The following is an 18185-nucleotide window of genomic DNA, read 5'->3' as shown; positions in this document are numbered from 1 at the left end:
GGCTCCGAGGCACTCCGGAAGGGACGGCCGGACTACCGACCGTCCCGCAGGTCGGCCAGGCGGGTGGCGGAGAAGCTGATCCGGTCGAACCAGACCGGGCAGCCGGCGCCGGTCGGCGACTGCGCCGACAGGCCGAACCGCAGCGGTGTCCCTGCCGGGTCGAGCCGGAAATGCCGGACGAACTCCCACCACGTCCCGTCGGTGCTGGCGTGGAACGCCCAGGCCGGGCCGAGTCGGGAGATCCGCAGCCAGAGCGGGGCGGCGTCGTCGACCACGAATCCGTTGGCGTCGTCGGAGACGTCGCGGCTGATCACGGACACCACCATCGCGGCACCCTGCGGTGAGCGTTCGTACGCGAGTTTGGCCCAGTGCCGGGGTCCGGAGTAGAGCAGTAGGCAGCCGGCGTCGTAGCTGCCGGCGAAGCCGACCCTGACCCGGGCCGAGAACTGGAAGTCGTCCTCGGGTGCCGCGGTCAGCAGCCGGGGAGCGGAGAGCACGGGCTCGCCGCCGGTCGGGTCGACGAAGAGGTCGGTCTGGGCCGGTGCGCTGACCGTGAGCCCGGTGATGCCGTCGCGTGCCCAGTCGGGCGGCGCGACCTCCCAGTCCAGCGGTGTCGGTAGGCCGAGGTCGATCTGCTGCATCCGAGCAGGATGCCAGAGAACCACCCACCCCGGGGGCCCGGGTGGGTGCGGGTCGGAGGGAAAACCACCGCACCGCCGGGGTTTACCCCTTGGTTGAGCGGCGATTCCCCGGGTAATGGCGGTTCTCGCCGCGCCGCGGCGTGACCACCCGGGGCGAAAGTCTCGCGACAGGAGCGGAGGGAATGGGGTGGGGGGAGCATGGTACTGAGGCGTCGAGCGGTGTTGTTGGTGGTGCTCGTGATGAGCGCCATACCACTGGTTCTGGCGGGCTGTACGGGCAATCCGCTTGAGCGGGTCGGCCGGCCGGCACCGCCGCCACCGAAGCTGGCGATTACCCCCGCACCGGATAGCCGGGATCTGCCGACGAGCGTCGAGATCGGTACCGCGGTGAGGGACGGGAAGGTCGCCAACGTGGTCGTGACCGATGCCGCCGGCACCCGGGTCGAGGGCGAGATGCGCGCCGATGGTACGAGCTGGATGCCGAGCAAGGCGTTGGCGAACAAGCAGACCTACACCGCCGAGGTAACCGCGAAGAATGACGCCGGGAAGGCGGTCACCCAGAAGACGACCTTCAGCACCATGGACAAACCGGCTAAGCGGACCGTGACCAACCTTAATCTGCAGAGTGACCAGACCTACGGCGTGGCGATGCCGATAACGGTGTCATTCGACTCGGACGTCCCGAAGGACGCCCGTGCCGGGATCCAGCGACGGCTGCTGGTCAGCACCGACCCGCCGCAGCCGGGCGTCTGGTCGTGGGACGAGAACGGCCGGCAGGTTTCCTACCGCGCTCCCGACTTCTGGCGCCCGGGGACGACGGTCACCGTCCGGGCCGCGCTCGACGGGGTACCGATGGGGGGAGGGAGCTTCGGCGACACCGACCGCTCCGGCACCGCGAAGATCGGCAACCGGGTCTTCCTGGAGATCGACAACGCCACCAAGCAGATGTCGGTGTTCAAGGACGACGTGCTGGTCAAGAAGATCCCGGTCAGCCTCGGCAAGAGCAGCACCCCGACGTCGAGCGGCAAGATGGTGATCATGGAGAAGCACGAGTCGACGGTCTTCGACACCACGGGTTCCCCGGACCCCTACGTGGTCACCGTCTCGGATGCGCAGCGACTGACCTGGGGTGGCGAGTTCATCCACGCGGCACCGTGGTCCGTCGGTGACCAGGGGTACGCCAATGTCTCGCACGGCTGCACCAACGTGTCGGACGCGAACGCGGAGTGGCTGATGGAGACGACCAGGATCGGTGACCTGGTCACGATCAAGGGCACCGAGGTCACCCTCGACCAGGGCAACGGCTGGACCGCCTGGAACGTGACCTGGGACGAGTTCGTCAAGGGCAGTGCCCTGCCGGTGCCGGCCGACCTCAAGCCGGCGTCACCGGCTCCGGGTGGGCCGGCGAACGGCGGACCGCCGGCCGCCGACAAGCCGCCCGCGTCGCCGACCCCGTCGTCGGGCAGCGGCGGGCGGTAACCCGGCATCGCGGCAGCAACGCGGGTGCCACCGGCGACGATCGTCGCCGGTGGCACCCGGCGTCCGGCGGGTGGCTGGGCCGACGCCCATCCCGGCCGGGCGTACCGGCCGGAACGGGGACGCCGCACCCGGCCCCCGCTCACCGGCTGTTGTACGCCTGCACCACGTTCGACGGAATCCGGCCCCGCTCGGAAACCTCGTAGCCGTTCTGCACGGCCCATTCCCGGATGGCGCGGTTCAGGTCGCGGTCACTTCGCGTCGGGCTCGTGGCGGCGCCACGCCGACCCGACCGACGGCTTTCGACCGAGCCGCGTCCTACCCGGCTGCCCGCGTGGATGTAAACGTCCAGCGCCTTGCGGAGCTTGCCGGCGTTCTTATCCGACAGGTCAATCGTGTAGTTGACGCCGTCCAGGCCGAACTCGACAGTGCGGTCGGCCTCGCCGCCGTCGAGGTCGTCGGTCAGAAGTGTGATTACCTGCTTCGCCATGGTCGATTACTCCTCGTGAACATTTATTACTAGGTGTCGAGTTTGACTGATCGCATGCCAATTCTGCAAGACATTGGCTATTTCTCGCGCGTCGGCGGCAACCGCCGGGACTCTGGTTCTGGCGTTGGCGCGCGCGGTATCCCGGCCGGGTAAGGCTTCCGTGGTATGCCGCCGGAGCGCCGCCCCAGCAGGTGGGAGGCTGTCATTGCGGGCCGGGCGCGCTATCTCGATTAATCCGGCCGTACGCATTCCGGTGCCGGCGCTGCCGGGCGCGCCGCTCAGCCGGGCGCCGGTCCGGAACTGGTCCGGGCGACGAACCGGGGAGTCAACGACACCCGGCGGTTGGTCCGGACGCCGCTTTCGAGTTGTTCGATCAGCAGCTCCAGGCTGCGCCGGCCGAGTTCGGCGAAGTCCTGCCGGACCGTGGTGAGCGGCGGCAGGAAGTAGCTCGACTCCGGTACGTCGTCGAAGCCCACCACGCTGACCTCGTCCGGCACCCGGCGGCCGGCCTCGTGCAGCGCCCGCAGCGCGCCGAGGGCGATCTGGTCGTTGCCGCAGAAGATCGCGGTGACCGTCGGATCGGCGGCGAGCAGCCGGCCGTGCTCGTAGCCGGCCCGAGCGCTCCAGTCACCGGGTCGGGGTGCCGGCACCGGGGCGCCGGCGGCGTGCAGCGCCGCCCGCCAGCCGTCGGTCCGGTCCCGCGCCTCCGGCCAGTCGGGCGGGCCGGCGATGTGTTGCACGGTGGTGTGCCCGAGTCCGAGCAGGTGCCGGGTCGCCATCGCGGCGCCGGTGGAGTTGTCGATGCAGACCGTCGGTACGTGTTCGCCGCCGCCACCCACCCCGACCACGGCCAGCCCGGCCGGTGCCTGGGCCAGGGCGGTGCCCACACTGCTCTGCGGGGCGATCGCCACGATGCCCTCCACGGACTGTTCGCAGAGCCGGTCGACCGCGTCCAGCACCGACTCCCGGTCCAGCGTCCGTACGCTCGCCACGCTGACGAAGTAGCCGGCGGCCCGGGCGGCCTGTTCGAGGCCGTACAGAGTGGAGGCCGGCCCGAAGAGCGTGGTCTCGAAGGCGATCAGTCCCAGGGTGCGGGACCGGCGGGTGACCAGGGTGCGGGCCGCCGAGTTGCGCCGGTAGTTCAGCGCCCGCATCGCCGCGAGTACCCGGTCGCGGGTCTCCGGCCGGACGTTCGGATGGTCGTTGAGGACCCGTGAGACGGTCTGGTGGGAGACCCCGGCCAGGCGCGCGACGTCGCGCATCACCGAGCCCCGGGTCCGGGGCGGCGGGCCGCCGGGCTGGTCACCGGCGTCGATACGGTCAGCAGTCAACGGCCGCTCCTTTGTCTCGGCCGGCCGTCTGGCGGTGGAGGTCCGGCGACTTTCCAGCATCACGGATCCATACCGTCGCCGGAAGTACCCCTTGACGGCCGGCATGAGAACGTTAACACTCACGAAACAGGAAGCCCTGTGGATCGTCCGGCGTGCCCTGAAGGTCGGCTTTCTCCATGGCAGACTGGGCCGAATGCGGCAGCCTCCGGTATCGCGCAGACGGTGGCGAGGGGTGCCGGTCGGCCTTGCGTGTGAACGGTAACTACGACAGACAACGATGTTCCCAGGCGAGGAGGAAACGGTGCTGAAAAAGGTCTCCGCCGTTGTACTCGGCGGACTGATGGTGACCGCGTTGGCCGCCTGTGGAGGCGACGGCGGCGCGGGCAGCGGCTCCGGAAACGACGATGGCAAGATCACGCTGGGCTTCGCGCAGGTGGGCGCCGAGAGCGGCTGGCGTACCGCGAACACCAAGTCCATCCAGGACTCCGCCAAGGAGGCCGGGATCGACCTCCAGTTCTCCGACGCGCAGCAGAAGCAGGAGAACCAGATCAAGGCGATCCGGTCGTACATCACCCAGAAGGTCGACGTGATCGCCTTCTCTCCGGTGGTGGAATCGGGTTGGGACACCGTGCTCCGTGAGGCGAAGGACGCCAAGATCCCGGTCATCCTGACCGACCGGGCGATCGACTCTCCCGACAAGACGCTGTACAAGACCTTCATCGGGTCCGACTTCGTGCTTGAGGGGAAGAAGGCCGGTGAGTGGCTGGTCACCGAATACCAGGGCAAGGCCGAGCCGGTGAACATCGTGGAGTTGCAGGGCAGCACCGGGTCGGCGCCGGCCAACGACCGCAGGTCCGGCTTCGCCGACGTCATCAAGGCGGACCCGAAGTTCAAGGTGGTCGCCTCGCAGACCGGAGAGTTCACCCGGGCCAAGGGCAAGGAGGTCATGGACGCCTTCCTCAAGGCGCACAAGGACATCGACGTGCTCTACGCGCACAACGACGACATGGGTCTCGGTGCGATCGAGGCGATCGAGGGCGCCGGCCTGAAGCCGGGTGTCGACATCAAGATCATTACTGTCGACGCGGTGAAGGACGGCATGCAGGCGCTCGCCGACGGCAAGATCAACTTTATTGTCGAGTGCAGCCCTCTGCTCGGCCCACAGCTGATGGATCTGGTGAAGAAGGTCGTCGCCGGTGAGACCGTGCCGGAGCGGGTGGTCACCGAGGAGACCACCTTCACCCAGGAGCAGGCCAAGGCCGCGCTGCCGAGCCGGCAGTACTAGCCGAGGATCCCGCACCGCGGCGACGCGACGGACGGAGGAGGGCGGATGGAGACGTCGGGGGAGCCCCGGGCGATCCTGACCATGGCCGGCATCGGCAAACGGTTCCCCGGCGTACGGGCACTCGACGGGGTCGACTTCCGGCTCTTCCCCGGCGAGGTGCACGCGCTGATGGGTGAGAACGGCGCCGGGAAGTCGACACTGATCAAGGTGCTGACCGGGGTGTACGACGTGGACGAGGGCGAGATAGTCCTCGACGGCACCCCGGTCCGCTTCGCCGGCCCGTTGCAGGCGCAGCAGGCCGGGGTCAGCACCGTCTACCAGGAGGTCAACCTCTGCGCCAACCTCTCCGTCGCGGAGAACATCCACATCGGCCGGGAACCGCGTCGCTTCGGCGCCATCCACTGGAGCGAGCTGCGGCGTCGTTCCCGGCGACTGCTCGACGGGCTGGGGCTGGACGTCGACGTCACGGCCCCGCTCGGCAGCCTCTCCCTGGCGGTGCAGCAGATGGTCGCGATCGCCCGGGCCATCGACATCTCCGCCAAGGTGCTGATCCTGGACGAGCCGACATCCAGCCTGGACGCCGACGAGGTCGGGCAGCTCTTCCGGGTGATGCGCCAACTCAAGGAGGAGGGCATGGCGATCCTGTTCGTCAGCCACTTCCTCGACCAGGTCTACGAGATCTCCGACCGGATGACCGTGCTGCGCAACGGGCGCCGGGTCGGTGAGTACGTCACTCGGGAGCTGAGCCAGCTCGACCTGGTCAGCGCGATGATCGGCAAGGAACTCGCGGCGTTGGAGGAGTTGGAGGAGCAGCCCCGGCGCTCGCTGGCCGCGCTGGAGCGGGGCCGGCCGGTGGTCGAGGCGGCCGGGCTCGGCCGGGGCGGCGCGGTCGCCCCGTTCAGCCTGTCCATCCACCGCGGTGAGGTGGTCGGGCTGGCCGGGCTGCTCGGCTCCGGGCGTACCGAGGTGGCCCGGTTGCTCTTCGGCGCGGACCGGGCCGATTCCGGGGAGCTCAAGGTGGACGGCGAACCGGTGGCCATGCGCGGCCCGCGCACCGCGATGGCCCGGGACATCGCCTTCTGCTCCGAGAACCGGCGCACCGAGGGGCTGGTCGCCGACCTCACCGTGCGGGAGAACATCATCCTGGCCCTGCAGGCCGCCCGGGGCTGGTCCCGTCCGCTGCCCCGGCGCCGGCAGGACGAGCTGGTCGACAAGTACGTCAAGGCGCTGCGTATCGTGCCGGCCAACCCGGAGGCGCTGGTCGGTCAGCTCAGCGGCGGCAACCAGCAGAAGGTGTTGCTGGCCCGCTGGCTGATCACCGAACCGCGGGTGCTGATCCTGGACGAGCCGACCCGGGGCATCGACGTGGGCGCCAAGGCCGAGATCCAGCGGCTGGTGGCCGCGCTCTCCGACGGCGGGATGGCGGTGCTCTTCATCTCCGCCGAGCTGGAGGAGGTGCTCCGGCTCAGCCACAAGATCGCCGTACTGCGGGACCGGCAGATGGTCGACGAACTGGCCAACGACGACGAGGTGACCGCCGACCGGATCATGGCGATCATCGCCAGCGGCCACGGCGGCGCGCCACCGGACGCGGCCGGCCGCCCGCACGATCCGGACGTGGCCGTCGTCCGGGAGGAGGTGTGATGGCCAACCTCGTACGGCACCGGTTCTTCTGGCCGGTGCTGACCCTGGTGGTCCTGCTGGTCAGCAACCTGTTCTTCACCCCCGACTTCTTCGTCGTCGACGTCCGCCAGGGGCACCTGTACGGCAGCCTGGTCGACATCGTGCGATTCGGAGCGCCACTGATCCTGGTCTCGCTCGGCATGACCCTGGTGATCGCCACCGGCGGTATCGACCTCTCGGTCGGCTCGGTCGTGGCCATCTGCGGCGCGCTGGCCTGCCTGCGGATCAGCGAGCTGGGTGACCAGAACAGCGTGCTCGGTGTGCTGGCCGCGGTGGGAGTCGCCCTCGGGCTGGCCCTGCTGCTCGGCGCCTGGAACGGGCTTCTGGTGGCACAGTTCGGCATCCAGCCGATCATCGCCACCCTGATCCTGATGGTCGCCGGCCGGGGGCTGGCCCAACTCATCACCGATGGGCAGATCATCACGATCAACAGTTCGCCGTACAAGTTGATCGGCGGCGGCTACTGGCTGACCGTGCCGTTCTCGATCCTGGTCGCGATGCTGGTCTTCGGGCTGGCGTTGCTGCTCACCCGGCGTACCGCGCTGGGTCTGCTGATCGAGTCGGTGGGCGGCAACGCCGAGGCGAGCCGGCTGGCCGGCATCCACGCCCGGCGGATCATCTTCACCGGGTACGTCTTCGCCGCCTTCTGCGCCGGAGTCGCCGGATTGATGATCAGCTCCAACGTCTCCAGCGCGGACGGCAACAACGCCGGCCTCTGGATCGAGCTGGACGCCATCCTGGCGGTGGTGATCGGCGGTACGTCACTGGCGGGTGGCCGGTTCTCCCTCGGCGGTACGGTGCTGGGCGCGTTGATCATCCAGACCCTCACCACCACGATCTACACCATCGGCATCCCGCCGGAGACCACCCTGCTGTTCAAGGCGCTGGTGGTGACGGTCGTCTGCCTGCTCCAGTCGCCGGCCTTCCGGGCCAAGGTCTTCGGTCGGCGCCGGAAACCACCACTGCCGCCCGCTCCAGAGCGCGAGCAGCCAAAGATCGAGGTGCCGGCATGAGCGAGCGGAGTGCCGGCATGGGCGAGCGGAGTGCCGGCATGGGCGAGCGGAGTGCCGGCATGGGCGAGCGGAGTGCCGGCATGGGCGAGCGGAGTGCCGGCATGGGCGAGCGGAGTGAGCGAATCGAGGTGGGGGCATGACCGCCGTTCCGGGTACCGTCGCGAACGGTCGGGCGCGGATGTTGCGCCCGCAGCAGAAGTACCTTCCCTTGCTGGCCACCTCCGCCCTGCTGACCCTGATGTACAGCGCCGGGGTGCTGCGCTACGACGGCTTCTCCGACACCCAGGTGGTGCTGAACGTCTTCGTCGACAACGCGTTCCTGCTGGTGGTCGCGGTCGGCATGACGTTCGTGATCCTGACCGGTGGTATCGACCTCTCGGTCGGCTCGGTGGTGGCGCTGACCACGATGCTCTCCGCCTCGCTGCTGGAGGAACGGGGCTGGTCACCGTATCTCGTGCTGCCGCTGGTGCTGCTGCTCGGCGCCCTGCTCGGCTGCGCGATGGGCTGCATCATCCACTACTTCGAGATCCAGCCATTCATCGTCACCCTGGCCGGGATGTTCCTGGCTCGCGGGCTCTGCTACACGATCAGCACCTCGTCGATCACCATTGACGACCCGTTCTGGACCTCGGTCGCCCAGCAACGGATCCGCTTCGGCGGCTTCTTCATCTCCATCAGTGTGGTGATCGCGCTGGTGGTGGTGGCGATCGGCATCTACGTACTCGGCTACACCCGGCTGGGCCGCAACACGTACGCGATCGGCGGCAATCCGCAGTCGGCGCTGCTGATGGGCCTGCCGGTCGGGCGTACCCGGATCGGGGTCTACACGATCAGCGGGTTCTGCTCTGCGCTCGGCGGGCTGCTGCTCAGCTTCTACATGCTCTCCGGCAACAACGGGCACGCGGTCGGCCTGGAACTCGACGCGATCGCCGCCGTGGTGATCGGCGGCACGCTGCTGACCGGCGGCTCGGGCTACCTGGTCGGCACGGTGCTCGGGGTGCTGGTGCTGGGGCTGATCCAGACCATCGTCACCTTCCAGGGCGATCTCAGCTCCTGGTGGACCAAGATCGTAATCGGTGTGTTGCTGTTCGTGTTCATCGTGCTGCAGCGCACCGTGACCCGGCGGCAGGCATAGCCGGGATCCGCCCGCTCCGGCGGGCGCCGGTCGACCGGACCCGGCCTGGTGGTAGCGCTAACACCATGGTTGGCTGGCGGGGTAGCGGGGGCTCCGGTGGGGGCGCCGCGAGCCGGTCCACCGGGCGCGGGCGGCCGGCGAGGGAGAACAGAGAAAGTCCAGGAGGACACGAGTGAGCGCTAACGGTGCGGACCGGTACGTGGTGGGTGTCGACTTCGGCACGCTCTCCGGCCGGGCGGTGGTGGTCCGGGTCTCGGACGGCGCCGAACTCGGCTCGGCGGTGCACGAGTACCGGCACGAGGTGATCGACGACCGGCTGCCGGAGACCGGGGCCAAACTGCCCGGCGGCTGGGCGCTGCAGATGCCGGAGGACTGGCGGTCGGTGCTGCGCGAGGCGGTGCCCAAGGCGCTCTCGGTCGCCTCGGTGGCCCCGGATGCGGTGATCGGGATCGGCACCGACTTCACCGCCTGCACCGTGCTGCCAACCCTCGCCGACGGCACCCCGCTGAACGAGGTCCCCGGGCTCGCCGACCGGCCGCACGCGTACCCGAAGCTGTGGAAGCACCACGCCGCGCAGCGGCACGCCGACCGGATCAACGAGCTGGCCGAGCAGCGCGGCGAGCCCTGGCTGTCCCGGTACGGCGGGCGGATCTCCGCCGAGTGGCAGTTCGCCAAGGCGCTCCAGGTGCTCACCGAGGATCCCGAGGTCTACGCCCGGACCGAGCGGTGGATCGAGGCGGCCGACTGGATCATCTGGCAGCTCTGCGGCGAGGAGACCCGCAACGTCTGCACCGCCGGCTACAAGGGCATCCACCAGGACGGGCAGTACCCGTCCCGGGACTACCTCGCCGCGCTGCACCCCGACTTCGCCGACTTCGTGGATACCCGGCTCGCCCACCCGCTCGCCCCGCTCGGCGGGCTGGCCGGCCGGCTGACCCCGGAGGCGGCGGCCGCCACCGGGCTGCCGGCCGGGATCGCGGTGGCGGTCGGCAACGTCGACGCGCACGTCACCGCCGCCGCCGCGAACGCCGTCGAGCCCGGTCAGTTGCTGGCCATCATGGGCACCTCGACCTGCCACGTGATGGTCGCGGACGCCCTGGCCGAGGTGCCCGGGATGTGCGGCGTGGTGCAGGACGGCATCGTGCCCGGCAAGCTCGGCTACGAGGCCGGGCAGAGCGGTGTCGGGGACATCTTCGGCTGGTTCGTCGAGCACTGCGTACCGGCCGGCTACGCCGAGGAGGCCGCCCGGCGGGGGATCGGGGTGCATGAACACCTGACCGAGTTGGCCGCCGCGCAGCGCCCCGGCCAGCACGGGCTGGTCGCGCTGGACTGGCACAACGGCAACCGCTCGGTGCTGGTCGACCACGACCTCTCCGGGGTGATCGTCGGACAGACCCTGGCCACCCGGCCGGAGGACCAGTACCGCGCCCTGATCGAGGCGACCGCCTTCGGCACCCGGACCATCGTCGCCGCCTTCGAGAACGCCGGGGTGCCGGTGACCGAGTTCATCGTCGCCGGCGGCCTGCTCAAGAACACCTTCCTGATGCAGGTCTACGCCGACGTGTTGCGCCGGCCGCTGTCGGTGATCGACTCCGACCAGGGGCCCGCGCTGGGCTCGGCGATCCACGCCGCGGTGGCGGCCGGGGCGTATCCGGACATCACCGCCGCGGCCGCCGCGATGGGCAAGGTCCGGCGGGGCGTCTACCAGCCCGACCCGGCCAGCGCCGACGTGTACGACCGGCTCTACGCCGAGTACGAGCGGCTGCACGACTACTTCGGCCGGGGCGGTAACGACGTGCTGCACCGGCTACACGCGCTACGCGAGGAGGTGCGCCGATGACCAGCGGCGGACTCACCGGCACGATCAGCGACGCCGTCGCCCGGATCCGTCAGGAGGTGTGCCGGCTGCACGAGCAGCTCACCCGCTGGGAGCTGGTCACCTGGACCAGCGGCAACGTCAGCGCCCGGGTGCCCGGCGCCGACCTGATGGTGATCAAGCCCAGCGGAGTGTCGTACGACGACCTCACCCCGGAGTCGATGGTGGTGACGACCCTGGACGGGGACGTCGTGGACGGCAACCACTCGCCGTCCAGCGACACCGACGCGCACGCGTACGTCTACCGGCACATGCCGCAGGTCAACGGCGTCGTGCACACACACAGCCCGTACGCCACCGCCTGGGCCGCCCGGGACGAGGCGATCCCGTGCGTGCTCACCGCCATGGCCGACGAGTTCGGCGGGGAGGTCCCGGTCGGGCCGTTCGCGCTGATCGGCGGCGACGACATCGGCAAGGGCATCGTCGCCACCCTGGAGGGACACCGCTCACCGGCGGTCCTGATGCGCAGCCACGGGGTCTTCACCATCGGGGCCAGCGCCAAGGCGGCGGTGAAGGCGGCGGTGATGTGCGAGGACGTCGCGCGTACCGTGCACATCGCCCGGGCCGGCGGCCCGCTGGTGCCGATCGAGCCCCGGCACATCGACGCCCTCTACGAGCGCTACCAGGGGGTCTACGGCCAGCGTTGACGTCCGGGCCGGCGGCGGAGGCCGGGGCGGTCCGGCGGCCCGCGCGCCCGCCCCCGGGCTGGTGCGCCGGCAGCCGGACTGGCATGCTCGCGCCAGAATGTCCCGGGCGGGCGCGCCCGTGCCCGCCGTCCACCCACGACCCCTGGTGGTGCCAGTTGACCGGATCCCGTCGACCGCCCGACGACCTGCCCGGGGCGGCCGCCCCGACGCGTGCCGGGGCGGGCGTCCCGGTGCCGCCGGTGCCGGGGGAGTGCCAGGTGTGGCGGCTGCCGATCGGTCCGGCGCACTGGGCCGGGCTCGACGTGCTCGACGACGAGGAGCGGGAGCGGCACGCCCGGTTCCGGCGGGTCGCCGACCGGGACCGCTACCAGGCCGCCCACGTCGGGGTGCGGATGCTGCTCGGGCACTACCTCGGGATGCCGGCCGGGCAGCTCGGCTTCTCCCGGCACTGCCGGCACTGCGGCGCCGGGCACGGCAAGCCGGTGGTCGACCGACCCGCCACCAAGCTCGACTTCTCACTCACCCACTCGGGGGAGTGGGTCGCCGTCGCAGTGGCCACCGACCCGGTCGGCCTGGACGTGCAGGAGCTGACCGACGGTACCGACGTGGCCGCGTTGAGCGGTAGCGTGCTGTCGCCGGCCGAACTGAGCTGGTGGACCGACCAGCCTGCGGAGTCCGCCCGCCGGGCCTTCTTCGGGTACTGGGCCCGCAAGGAGGCGCTGCTGAAGGCGACCGGGCACGGGCTGGCCGTACCGATGAACCGGATCACGCTGACCCCGCCGGACGAGCCGGCCCGGCTGGTCGACTGGGCCGCCGGGCGTCCCCTCGACGGGCCGGTGCAGCTGCACGACCTCGACGCCGGCCCGGACTACACCGCCGCCGTCGCGGTGCTCTCCAGCCTGCCGGTCCGGATCAGCCGGGCGGAGTTCCCGGCATCGTTCGCGGCCGGCCGCCCGATGCCCGGCCCGGTCTGAACGCCGACATCCGGCCCGGTCTGCACGCCGACATCCGGCCCGGTCTGCACGCCGACATCCGGCCCGGTCTGCACCGTGTCCGCTCCGGTGCCTCGCCGAGTGCGTCGCTCACCCGGCTGTGCCCGTCCAGCTCCGCCGCACCGGTCGTCCTGGCTCTCCGTAAGGACGCGCCCAGACCCCGCGCGGGAGCAGTCACGTGCCGTCGTCCCGCGCCCGGCGGCGGATCGCCGCTGCCGTGGCGTCGTCCACTATCCGGGCGCAGACCTCGGCCGGTTGCTCGTACAGGTAGAAATGGCCGCCTGACCACAGGTGCACGGGGGCGGGTGAGCTGCCCATGCTGGTCCAGCTACGCATCTGGGTGGCGGTCACAAAGGGGTCGGCGTCACCGCCGAAGACGGACACGGCCACCGGAAGCGGTTCGACCAGTGGCGGGCGATGATCGGCCATCAGGCGCAGATCCGCGTCGAAGGTACGCAGGATCCGCTCGGTGAGCGCTGCATTCTGCCAGGTGCGGTCGGGGATGCCGTCGAGTGCGCGGGCGAACTCCAGCAGGCCCGACGAATTCCACTGCCGCACCACGTGTTGCAGGTTTCCCGCGGCGGCATGCGGTGCCGGGCTGCCGGAAACGCCCAGCCACACGGGCGGGCAGCCATGCCGGGCGAGTGCGTGGCTCAGTTCGTACCCTAGGACGGCGCCCAGACAATGCCCGAACACCGCATACGGTCTGACGGTTCCCTCGACGAGAAGCGGTACCAGCGTGTGCACGGCCTCCATGAGGCTGGCAACCCCGACGCGGCCGCCAGCGGCCACCCGGCCAGGCAGCTCAGGTGCGAGGATCGTCCAGTCGGCCGGCAGGTACGGCAGGATCGGGCGGAAGCTCTCCGCGGACCCGGCGGCGTGGTGCAGCAGCACCAGGGTGGAGAGCGCCGACGTGTCGGGAGTGGGGTCCGCGCGCCCGACCAGGCGCCGTACTCGCACCGCCGCCGTGCTCCGGCCCAGGTCGGCTGTCACTCCCCGGTTACTCCGGCCGTCCGGGCATGGGCCGTCTCGTATGCCGCGACCAGTTCACCGACGCTGCCGACGTCTGAGATGGACGTCTCCTGGAACGGGTCCACCTCCAACTCGGCTTCCAGGTTGACGAGCAGTTCCGCAAGCATCAGCGAGGTGAAGCCCAGCTCCACGAGGCAGGCATCGAGGTCGACCGATCCCGTCTCGGTACCGTTGTCCTCGAGGACCCCGCGGACCTGCCGCACCACGGTTTCGGCGATCGCCTTCCGGATCAACACGTGAAACCTCCATCGACAACCAGGGACTGTCCCGTGACGAAAGCCGCCGCGGGAGACGCGAGGAAGAGCGCCACGTCTGCGATCTCCGCGACATTCGCCAGCCGGCCGAGCGGGGTGCGGCGGCGGATCCGCTCGCGCGCTTCGGGCGGCATCCGCGCCGTCATGTCGCTGTCGAAATAGCCCGGCACGACGGAGTTGACGCGGATGTTGAGTGGCCCGAGTTCCCGAGCCAACGCCCGGGTGAACCCGTCCAGCCCGGCCTTGCTCGCCGCGTACGCGGACACTCCTCGTACGCCCCGGACGGCGTTGACGGACGACACGTTCACGATGACCCCACCTCGACCGATCATCAGGCGGGCGCACGCCTGAGCTACCGCCATCGCACCCACCAGGTTCGTCGTCACCAGCGACTCCATCACCGAGGTCGGTGTCGTGAGCAGTAGTTCCTCGTGCGTGACACCGGCGTTGTTGAGTAGCAGGTCGACCGGCCCGAAGCGGCGGTACGCCTCGCGTATGGGCGCGCGCACCTCGGCCGGGTTCCCGAGGTCGAGAGAGTGCCACCAGAACGCGTCGGGGTGCCCCGCCGCGGCCTCCTCGATGAACGGGCTGCTGGAGCGGCTGAGGCCGGCGACCTTCCACCCCTCGGCCAGCAGGCGACGGACGACTTCGGCACCGAGGCCGCGGCTGGCTCCCGTGACGACCGCGAACCGGCTCGTCGAGCCCTTCCCGGCTCGGTCGGCTCCGAGCTGCCCAAGCGACGTGCTCACGCCGTTGACTCCCTTCCTGCCGGCTCGCCGTCGTCGGCGCTGGACGCGACTATCCCCTGGCCTTCTTGAAGCGCGCCGAATGCAGTGCCTCCCGGGACACGGTGACGAGTGCGGGCACCTTGAAGGGGGCCAGGCGGCTGCGGCAGTACTCGCGCACCCGGCGGCGGACACTGCGATCGTCCTCGTCGTGCTGGAGGTGCACGGTCGCCGTCACCACCATGCCGGTGACGGGGCTGGGACGTCCCTTGACGGTGACGTCGGCGATGTTCGGAATTCCGAGGATCACGTTCTCCACCTCGGCGGGATAGACCTTCTCGCCCCCGACGTTGATGATCTCCGAACGTCGTCCCAGCACCCTGAGGTACTCCCCGTCGGTCTCCACGACGTCGTGGGTGTTGAAGTATCCCTCCTCGTCGAATTCCGCCCCGGCGTTGAGGTATCCGAGCATCGCGGTGTCCGACCTGATCCAGAGGACTCCGTCCACGATCTTGTGGGCGAAGCCGGCGGTGCCGAGCTTCATCCATCCACTGCCGTCCGCCTTCGACTTCGTGGGGAGGATTCCCAACTCCGAGAGCCCGTAGGTCTGCTTCAGGCGTACCCCCGGGAGCGCGGTGCGGAGAAGTTCGAGTGTCCGGTCCGGCATCGGCTCGGTCCCGTACGTGACGAGTTCCAGGGTGTCCGTGCGGAATCGCCGGTGCGCGCCGACCGCGAGAAGCATGTTCAGGAACGTCGGAGTCGTCGGCAGTATCTCCGCACCATGCCGCACGATGCTCGCGAGTACGGTGTCCGGGGCCCGGTCGGGGACGGTGATGACCGTTCCTCCGGAGCTCAGCGTGTGCAGCAGCGTGTTGATTCCGCCGATGTGGTCCAGGTTGAGGAAGAAGATCGTCCTCCGGCCGCCTCCGGCTACGGTGTGGTAGCGGATCAGCAGCCTCGCGAAGTCGAGAACCGTCGCCTTCGTCCGCCCCGAGGTACCGGAACTGAACAGGACCAGGCCGGGCCTGCCGGTGGCCCGCAGCGATTCGTGGAGCCCGTTCGTGGCCGCCCGTCCGGTCCTCCGCGAGACCCGGTCGCCGTACCGGTCGACACTGACCACCACTTCCACCTCGGCGACGTCGAGGTAGGTGCCGACACCCTCCACCGGGCTCGGGGTGATCGGGACGACGATGGCCCGCCGGGTGACCAGCGCCAGCAATGCGGCGGCCACCTCCGGAGAACAGACCCCTTCGAGCATCACGACGTCACCAGGGCCTATCGACTCGGACTCCAGATAGGCCACCCACTCGTCCACCATCGAACCGAGAGCGCGGTAACTGAGCGGCTCGTCGCCGTGCACGAACGCCTGTGCCCCGGCGTGCGCCCGCAGCCGTTCGAGGAACACCAGACCCGCTCCGGTCCCGGCCTCAGGTTCCATACCTGCTCCGCTTCGGGCCGGATGCCCGACCCGGCCACCCGACAGGTTCGGGGTGGGGCGTGAGGTCGACACGTTCACCGCCCGGCGCCGGACCGACGCACGTCACCGACCCGCGCCGCCGTGGAAGGGTCCGTCCGTCCGGGTCGTTCCGTCGGCGGACGTCCTCGGCGGCGCTAACCACGGCCGTGTCCGTCGGGTGAGAGCCCCATCTTCGCCTCCACCAGCCTGCTGATCCGCTCGATCGAGTCGAGGTTTCCGTTGGTCACCTCTTCCTCGCCGAGGGAGAGCCCGAACGTCTCCTCGACGAAGAGCACCAGCTCGACGAGCCCGAGGGAGTCGACGATCCCCTGCTCGAGCAGCGAGGCGGTGTCTGACAGTCCCTCGTCGTCGCCGAGGAGGAATCTGTTGACGACGTACTCTCGGACGCGTTCCGAAACATCCGGCTCGGCTGTCGTCATGAAGTCTCCTCCGCGTTCGTCGCGTGCTGCTGCCCGTCGTGCGCTCCGGTGCGGTACGACCTACCGCGCACGGGCGCGTGAATCCTGGTTCGGTACGTCGTAGCGGCCGTGGCCGGCAGCCGTGGGGTAGTCGGAGGCCAACTTCTCGGCCAACCCCACGAGGGCACGGCGATCGACCTTTCGGTTGTCGTTCAGGGGAAACTCGTCAAGACGCCACTGCCGCCGGGGCACCATGAAGTCCGGCAGGGTGGCTCGGAGGCCGTCGATGATCTGTTTCCGTGCCATCGGTGCGCCGAGGTAGAACAGCGCCAGTTCGACGTCGCCGGTAGCCGTGGTGAACCCGACCACGACCGCATCCGACACGCCGAGTTCCCGCCGCGCCGCGGCCTCGATCTCGGACGGCTCGATACGGTAGCCGCGCATCTTGATCTGCTGGTCTATCCGGCCCAGGTAGGCGAGTCCGGCCGTACCGGCACGGCGTACCAGGTCGCCGGTGCGGTACCAGCGACGGTCGTCATGGTCGAGGAACCGGCCGGCGTCGTCCGCGGGGTCGAGGTATCCGGGGAACATCTGCGGTCCGGTGACGCACAGCTCGCCCTCGTCCGCCGCGAGATTGCCGTCCGCGCCCAACAGGACGCCCTCCATCGTGGGATAGACCGTCCCGATCGGCACGACGTCGTTCACGCACAGCGCCGGCGAACGCTGCGGGTTCCACCGGTAGGCGGTACAGGCGAGAGTCAGCTCGGTCGGCCCGTAGAGGTTCTCCACCACCGAGCCGGCGGAGGCCAGTTGCCAGTCCGTCGCGTCGCGGGCGGTCAACGCCTCACCGCAGAACAGGCTCCACCGCAGCGAGGGCATGCTGTTCGCGGACAGGCCCCCCGCCCGGTGGACGAGGCGCACGGCGCTGGGCACCGAGAACCAGACGGTCAGGCCGTGATTCCGGACGAAGTCGGGCAGGTTCGCGAACGCGTGCGGCGTCGTGCACACGCTGGTGGCACCCGCGCTCCAAGCCATGAACAGGTCGAACATCACCAGGTCGAAGGTGATGTCGAAGGTCTGGGAAAGCACGTCGTCGGGGGTGATGCCATAACGCGCCTGGTTGTACTCCAGAAACCAGTCCATGTTCGCGTGCGTCACGGGTACGCCCTTGGGGCGACCCGTCGACCCGGAGGTGAACAGCACGTAGGCGACGCCGCCGGGGTCGACGGCCACGGGATCGGCCAACGCCGCCGCCGGGTCGGGACGCAGGAGCGGTCGTCCGGCCGCGACGACCGCCGGATCGGGCACCAGTACGGGCAGTCCGGCGAGCGGGCCAGCACCGTCGGCGGCGACCGTCACTCCGCGGCCGTCCGCGATGAGAATGCCCACGCCGGCTTCCCGGGCCATCGCGGCGGTGCGCTCGGCCGGATAACCGGGGTGGAGCGGCACCACCACCGCCCCGGCGTACAGCGCGGCGAGGATCCCGGCGTACGCCTCGATCGTGCGGGATGCGAGCACACCGACCGCAGCGGGGCTACCTCCGGACCGGCGGACCAGGGTGCCCGCCCAGCACAGCGCCAGGTCGTGGAGTTCACCGTACGTCCAACTGGCGCGACCGATGCGGAGCGCGATGCGATCGTGGCCGCCGTGTAGCCCGTGGGCGAACCACTCGGCGAGGGTGCGGGTACCCACGCCGTCTCTCGAACCACTGTAAGCACTTGGCGACATGT

General features: G+C 70.0%; 18 protein-coding genes. 9 read left to right on the top strand and 9 right to left on the bottom strand.

Annotated features, from left to right (window positions below; genetic code table 11):
• Positions 1–32 precede the first annotated feature (32 nt).
• On the bottom strand, positions 33–641 hold the full coding sequence (locus R6Y94_RS36270) for a DUF1349 domain-containing protein (protein ID WP_318401019.1): 609 nt from the start codon (positions 639–641) through the stop codon (positions 33–35).
• A gap of 198 nt (positions 642–839) precedes the next feature.
• Between R6Y94_RS36270 and R6Y94_RS36265 the strand changes: the two genes are divergently transcribed.
• The gene (locus tag R6Y94_RS36265; RefSeq protein WP_318401018.1) at positions 840–2120 is read left to right on the top strand and encodes a L,D-transpeptidase; all 1281 of its coding nucleotides are present in this window, start codon (positions 840–842) and stop codon (positions 2118–2120) included.
• A gap of 139 nt (positions 2121–2259) precedes the next feature.
• Here the strand turns inward: R6Y94_RS36265 and R6Y94_RS36260 are convergent, their stop codons facing one another.
• Both R6Y94_RS36260 and R6Y94_RS36255 read right to left on the bottom strand, forming a co-directional pair.
• Positions 2260–2607 carry an Lsr2 family protein gene (locus R6Y94_RS36260; protein WP_318401017.1) on the bottom strand — a complete coding sequence of 116 codons (348 nt, stop codon included), beginning with the start codon at positions 2605–2607 and terminating at the stop codon, positions 2260–2262.
• A 278-nt stretch (positions 2608–2885) separates the two neighbouring features.
• Entirely contained in the window at positions 2886–3869 is a 984-nt protein-coding gene (locus tag R6Y94_RS36255; protein ID WP_412102961.1) for a LacI family DNA-binding transcriptional regulator, read from the bottom strand.
• A 409-nt stretch (positions 3870–4278) separates the two neighbouring features.
• Here R6Y94_RS36255 and R6Y94_RS36250 point away from each other — a divergent pair, with 409 nt between their 5' ends.
• The 8 genes from R6Y94_RS36250 to R6Y94_RS36215 all read left to right on the top strand — a co-directional run bounded on the left by R6Y94_RS36250 (position 4279) and on the right by R6Y94_RS36215 (position 12551).
• On the top strand, positions 4279–5223 hold the full coding sequence (locus R6Y94_RS36250) for an ABC transporter substrate-binding protein (RefSeq protein ID WP_318401049.1): 945 nt from the start codon (positions 4279–4281) through the stop codon (positions 5221–5223).
• Between the two features lie 45 nt (positions 5224–5268).
• Entirely contained in the window at positions 5269–6867 is a 1599-nt protein-coding gene (locus R6Y94_RS36245) for a sugar ABC transporter ATP-binding protein (RefSeq protein WP_318401014.1), read from the top strand.
• A complete protein-coding gene (locus tag R6Y94_RS36240) occupies positions 6867–7919 on the top strand; it encodes an ABC transporter permease (RefSeq protein WP_318401013.1) in 1053 nt (350 codons plus the stop codon). Before R6Y94_RS36245 ends, R6Y94_RS36240 begins: the two co-directional genes overlap by 1 nt.
• Entirely contained in the window at positions 7916–8059 is a 144-nt protein-coding gene (locus R6Y94_RS36235; protein ID WP_318401011.1) for a hypothetical protein, read from the top strand. Before R6Y94_RS36240 ends, R6Y94_RS36235 begins: the two co-directional genes overlap by 4 nt.
• On the top strand, positions 8056–9054 hold the full coding sequence (gene yjfF, locus R6Y94_RS36230) for a galactofuranose ABC transporter, permease protein YjfF (RefSeq protein WP_318401009.1): 999 nt from the start codon (positions 8056–8058) through the stop codon (positions 9052–9054). Before R6Y94_RS36235 ends, yjfF begins: the two co-directional genes overlap by 4 nt.
• A gap of 172 nt (positions 9055–9226) precedes the next feature.
• The gene (gene araB, locus R6Y94_RS36225) at positions 9227–10894 is read left to right on the top strand and encodes a ribulokinase (RefSeq protein WP_318401007.1); all 1668 of its coding nucleotides are present in this window, start codon (positions 9227–9229) and stop codon (positions 10892–10894) included.
• Positions 10891–11577 carry an L-ribulose-5-phosphate 4-epimerase gene (locus tag R6Y94_RS36220; protein WP_318401005.1) on the top strand — a complete coding sequence of 229 codons (687 nt, stop codon included), beginning with the start codon at positions 10891–10893 and terminating at the stop codon, positions 11575–11577. The genes araB and R6Y94_RS36220 overlap by 4 nt, the downstream gene beginning before the upstream one ends.
• A 155-nt stretch (positions 11578–11732) precedes the next feature.
• Entirely contained in the window at positions 11733–12551 is an 819-nt protein-coding gene (locus R6Y94_RS36215) for a 4'-phosphopantetheinyl transferase family protein (RefSeq protein ID WP_318401003.1), read from the top strand.
• A 192-nt stretch (positions 12552–12743) separates the two neighbouring features.
• Here the strand turns inward: R6Y94_RS36215 and R6Y94_RS36210 are convergent, their stop codons facing one another.
• From R6Y94_RS36210 to R6Y94_RS36185, 6 genes are all read right to left on the bottom strand, one after another.
• Complete coding sequence (locus tag R6Y94_RS36210; protein ID WP_318401001.1) at positions 12744–13562, bottom strand: thioesterase II family protein; 819 nt, start codon at positions 13560–13562, stop codon at positions 12744–12746.
• Positions 13559–13837 (bottom strand): acyl carrier protein, encoded by a 279-nt coding sequence (locus R6Y94_RS36205; RefSeq protein ID WP_318400999.1) that lies wholly within the window; start codon positions 13835–13837, stop codon positions 13559–13561. Before R6Y94_RS36205 ends, R6Y94_RS36210 begins: the two co-directional genes overlap by 4 nt.
• Positions 13831–14604: an SDR family NAD(P)-dependent oxidoreductase gene (locus tag R6Y94_RS36200; RefSeq protein WP_318400997.1), complete on the bottom strand. Its 774-nt coding sequence runs from the start codon at positions 14602–14604 to the stop codon at positions 13831–13833. Before R6Y94_RS36200 ends, R6Y94_RS36205 begins: the two co-directional genes overlap by 7 nt.
• Positions 14605–14653: 49 nt before the next feature.
• Positions 14654–16018, bottom strand: a complete 1365-nt coding sequence (locus R6Y94_RS36195; RefSeq protein ID WP_318400996.1) for a long-chain fatty acid--CoA ligase — start codon at positions 16016–16018, stop codon at positions 14654–14656.
• A 173-nt stretch (positions 16019–16191) separates the two neighbouring features.
• Positions 16192–16476, bottom strand: coding sequence for an acyl carrier protein (locus tag R6Y94_RS36190; protein WP_318400995.1), 285 nt, complete (start codon positions 16474–16476; stop codon positions 16192–16194).
• Between the two features lie 60 nt (positions 16477–16536).
• Positions 16537–18147, bottom strand: coding sequence for an AMP-binding protein (locus tag R6Y94_RS36185; RefSeq protein ID WP_318400994.1), 1611 nt, complete (start codon positions 18145–18147; stop codon positions 16537–16539).
• Positions 18148–18185: the final 38 nt, after the last annotated feature.

It is taken from the genome of Plantactinospora sp. KLBMP9567 (assembly GCF_033446045.1).
Classification (GTDB): Bacteria; Actinomycetota; Actinomycetes; order Mycobacteriales; family Micromonosporaceae; genus Plantactinospora.
Note: the sequence above shows the minus strand (reverse complement) of the source record. Positions and strands in the feature narration are given on the sequence as shown.

Coding starts and splice junctions, on each gene's coding strand:
- R6Y94_RS36270 (WP_318401019.1), bottom strand. CDS start 641: ATGCAGCAGATCGACCTCGGCCTACCGACACCGCTGGACTGGGAGGTC.
- R6Y94_RS36265 (WP_318401018.1), top strand. CDS start 840: ATGGTACTGAGGCGTCGAGCGGTGTTGTTGGTGGTGCTCGTGATGAGC.
- R6Y94_RS36260 (WP_318401017.1), bottom strand. CDS start 2,607: ATGGCGAAGCAGGTAATCACACTTCTGACCGACGACCTCGACGGCGGC.
- R6Y94_RS36255 (WP_412102961.1), bottom strand. CDS start 3,869: ATGCGCGACGTCGCGCGCCTGGCCGGGGTCTCCCACCAGACCGTCTCA.
- R6Y94_RS36250 (WP_318401049.1), top strand. CDS start 4,279: ATGGTGACCGCGTTGGCCGCCTGTGGAGGCGACGGCGGCGCGGGCAGC.
- R6Y94_RS36245 (WP_318401014.1), top strand. CDS start 5,269: ATGGAGACGTCGGGGGAGCCCCGGGCGATCCTGACCATGGCCGGCATC.
- R6Y94_RS36240 (WP_318401013.1), top strand. CDS start 6,867: ATGGCCAACCTCGTACGGCACCGGTTCTTCTGGCCGGTGCTGACCCTG.
- R6Y94_RS36235 (WP_318401011.1), top strand. CDS start 7,916: ATGAGCGAGCGGAGTGCCGGCATGGGCGAGCGGAGTGCCGGCATGGGC.
- yjfF (WP_318401009.1), top strand. CDS start 8,056: ATGACCGCCGTTCCGGGTACCGTCGCGAACGGTCGGGCGCGGATGTTG.
- R6Y94_RS36220 (WP_318401005.1), top strand. CDS start 10,891: ATGACCAGCGGCGGACTCACCGGCACGATCAGCGACGCCGTCGCCCGG.
- R6Y94_RS36195 (WP_318400996.1), bottom strand. CDS start 16,018: ATGGAACCTGAGGCCGGGACCGGAGCGGGTCTGGTGTTCCTCGAACGG.
- R6Y94_RS36190 (WP_318400995.1), bottom strand. CDS start 16,476: ATGACGACAGCCGAGCCGGATGTTTCGGAACGCGTCCGAGAGTACGTC.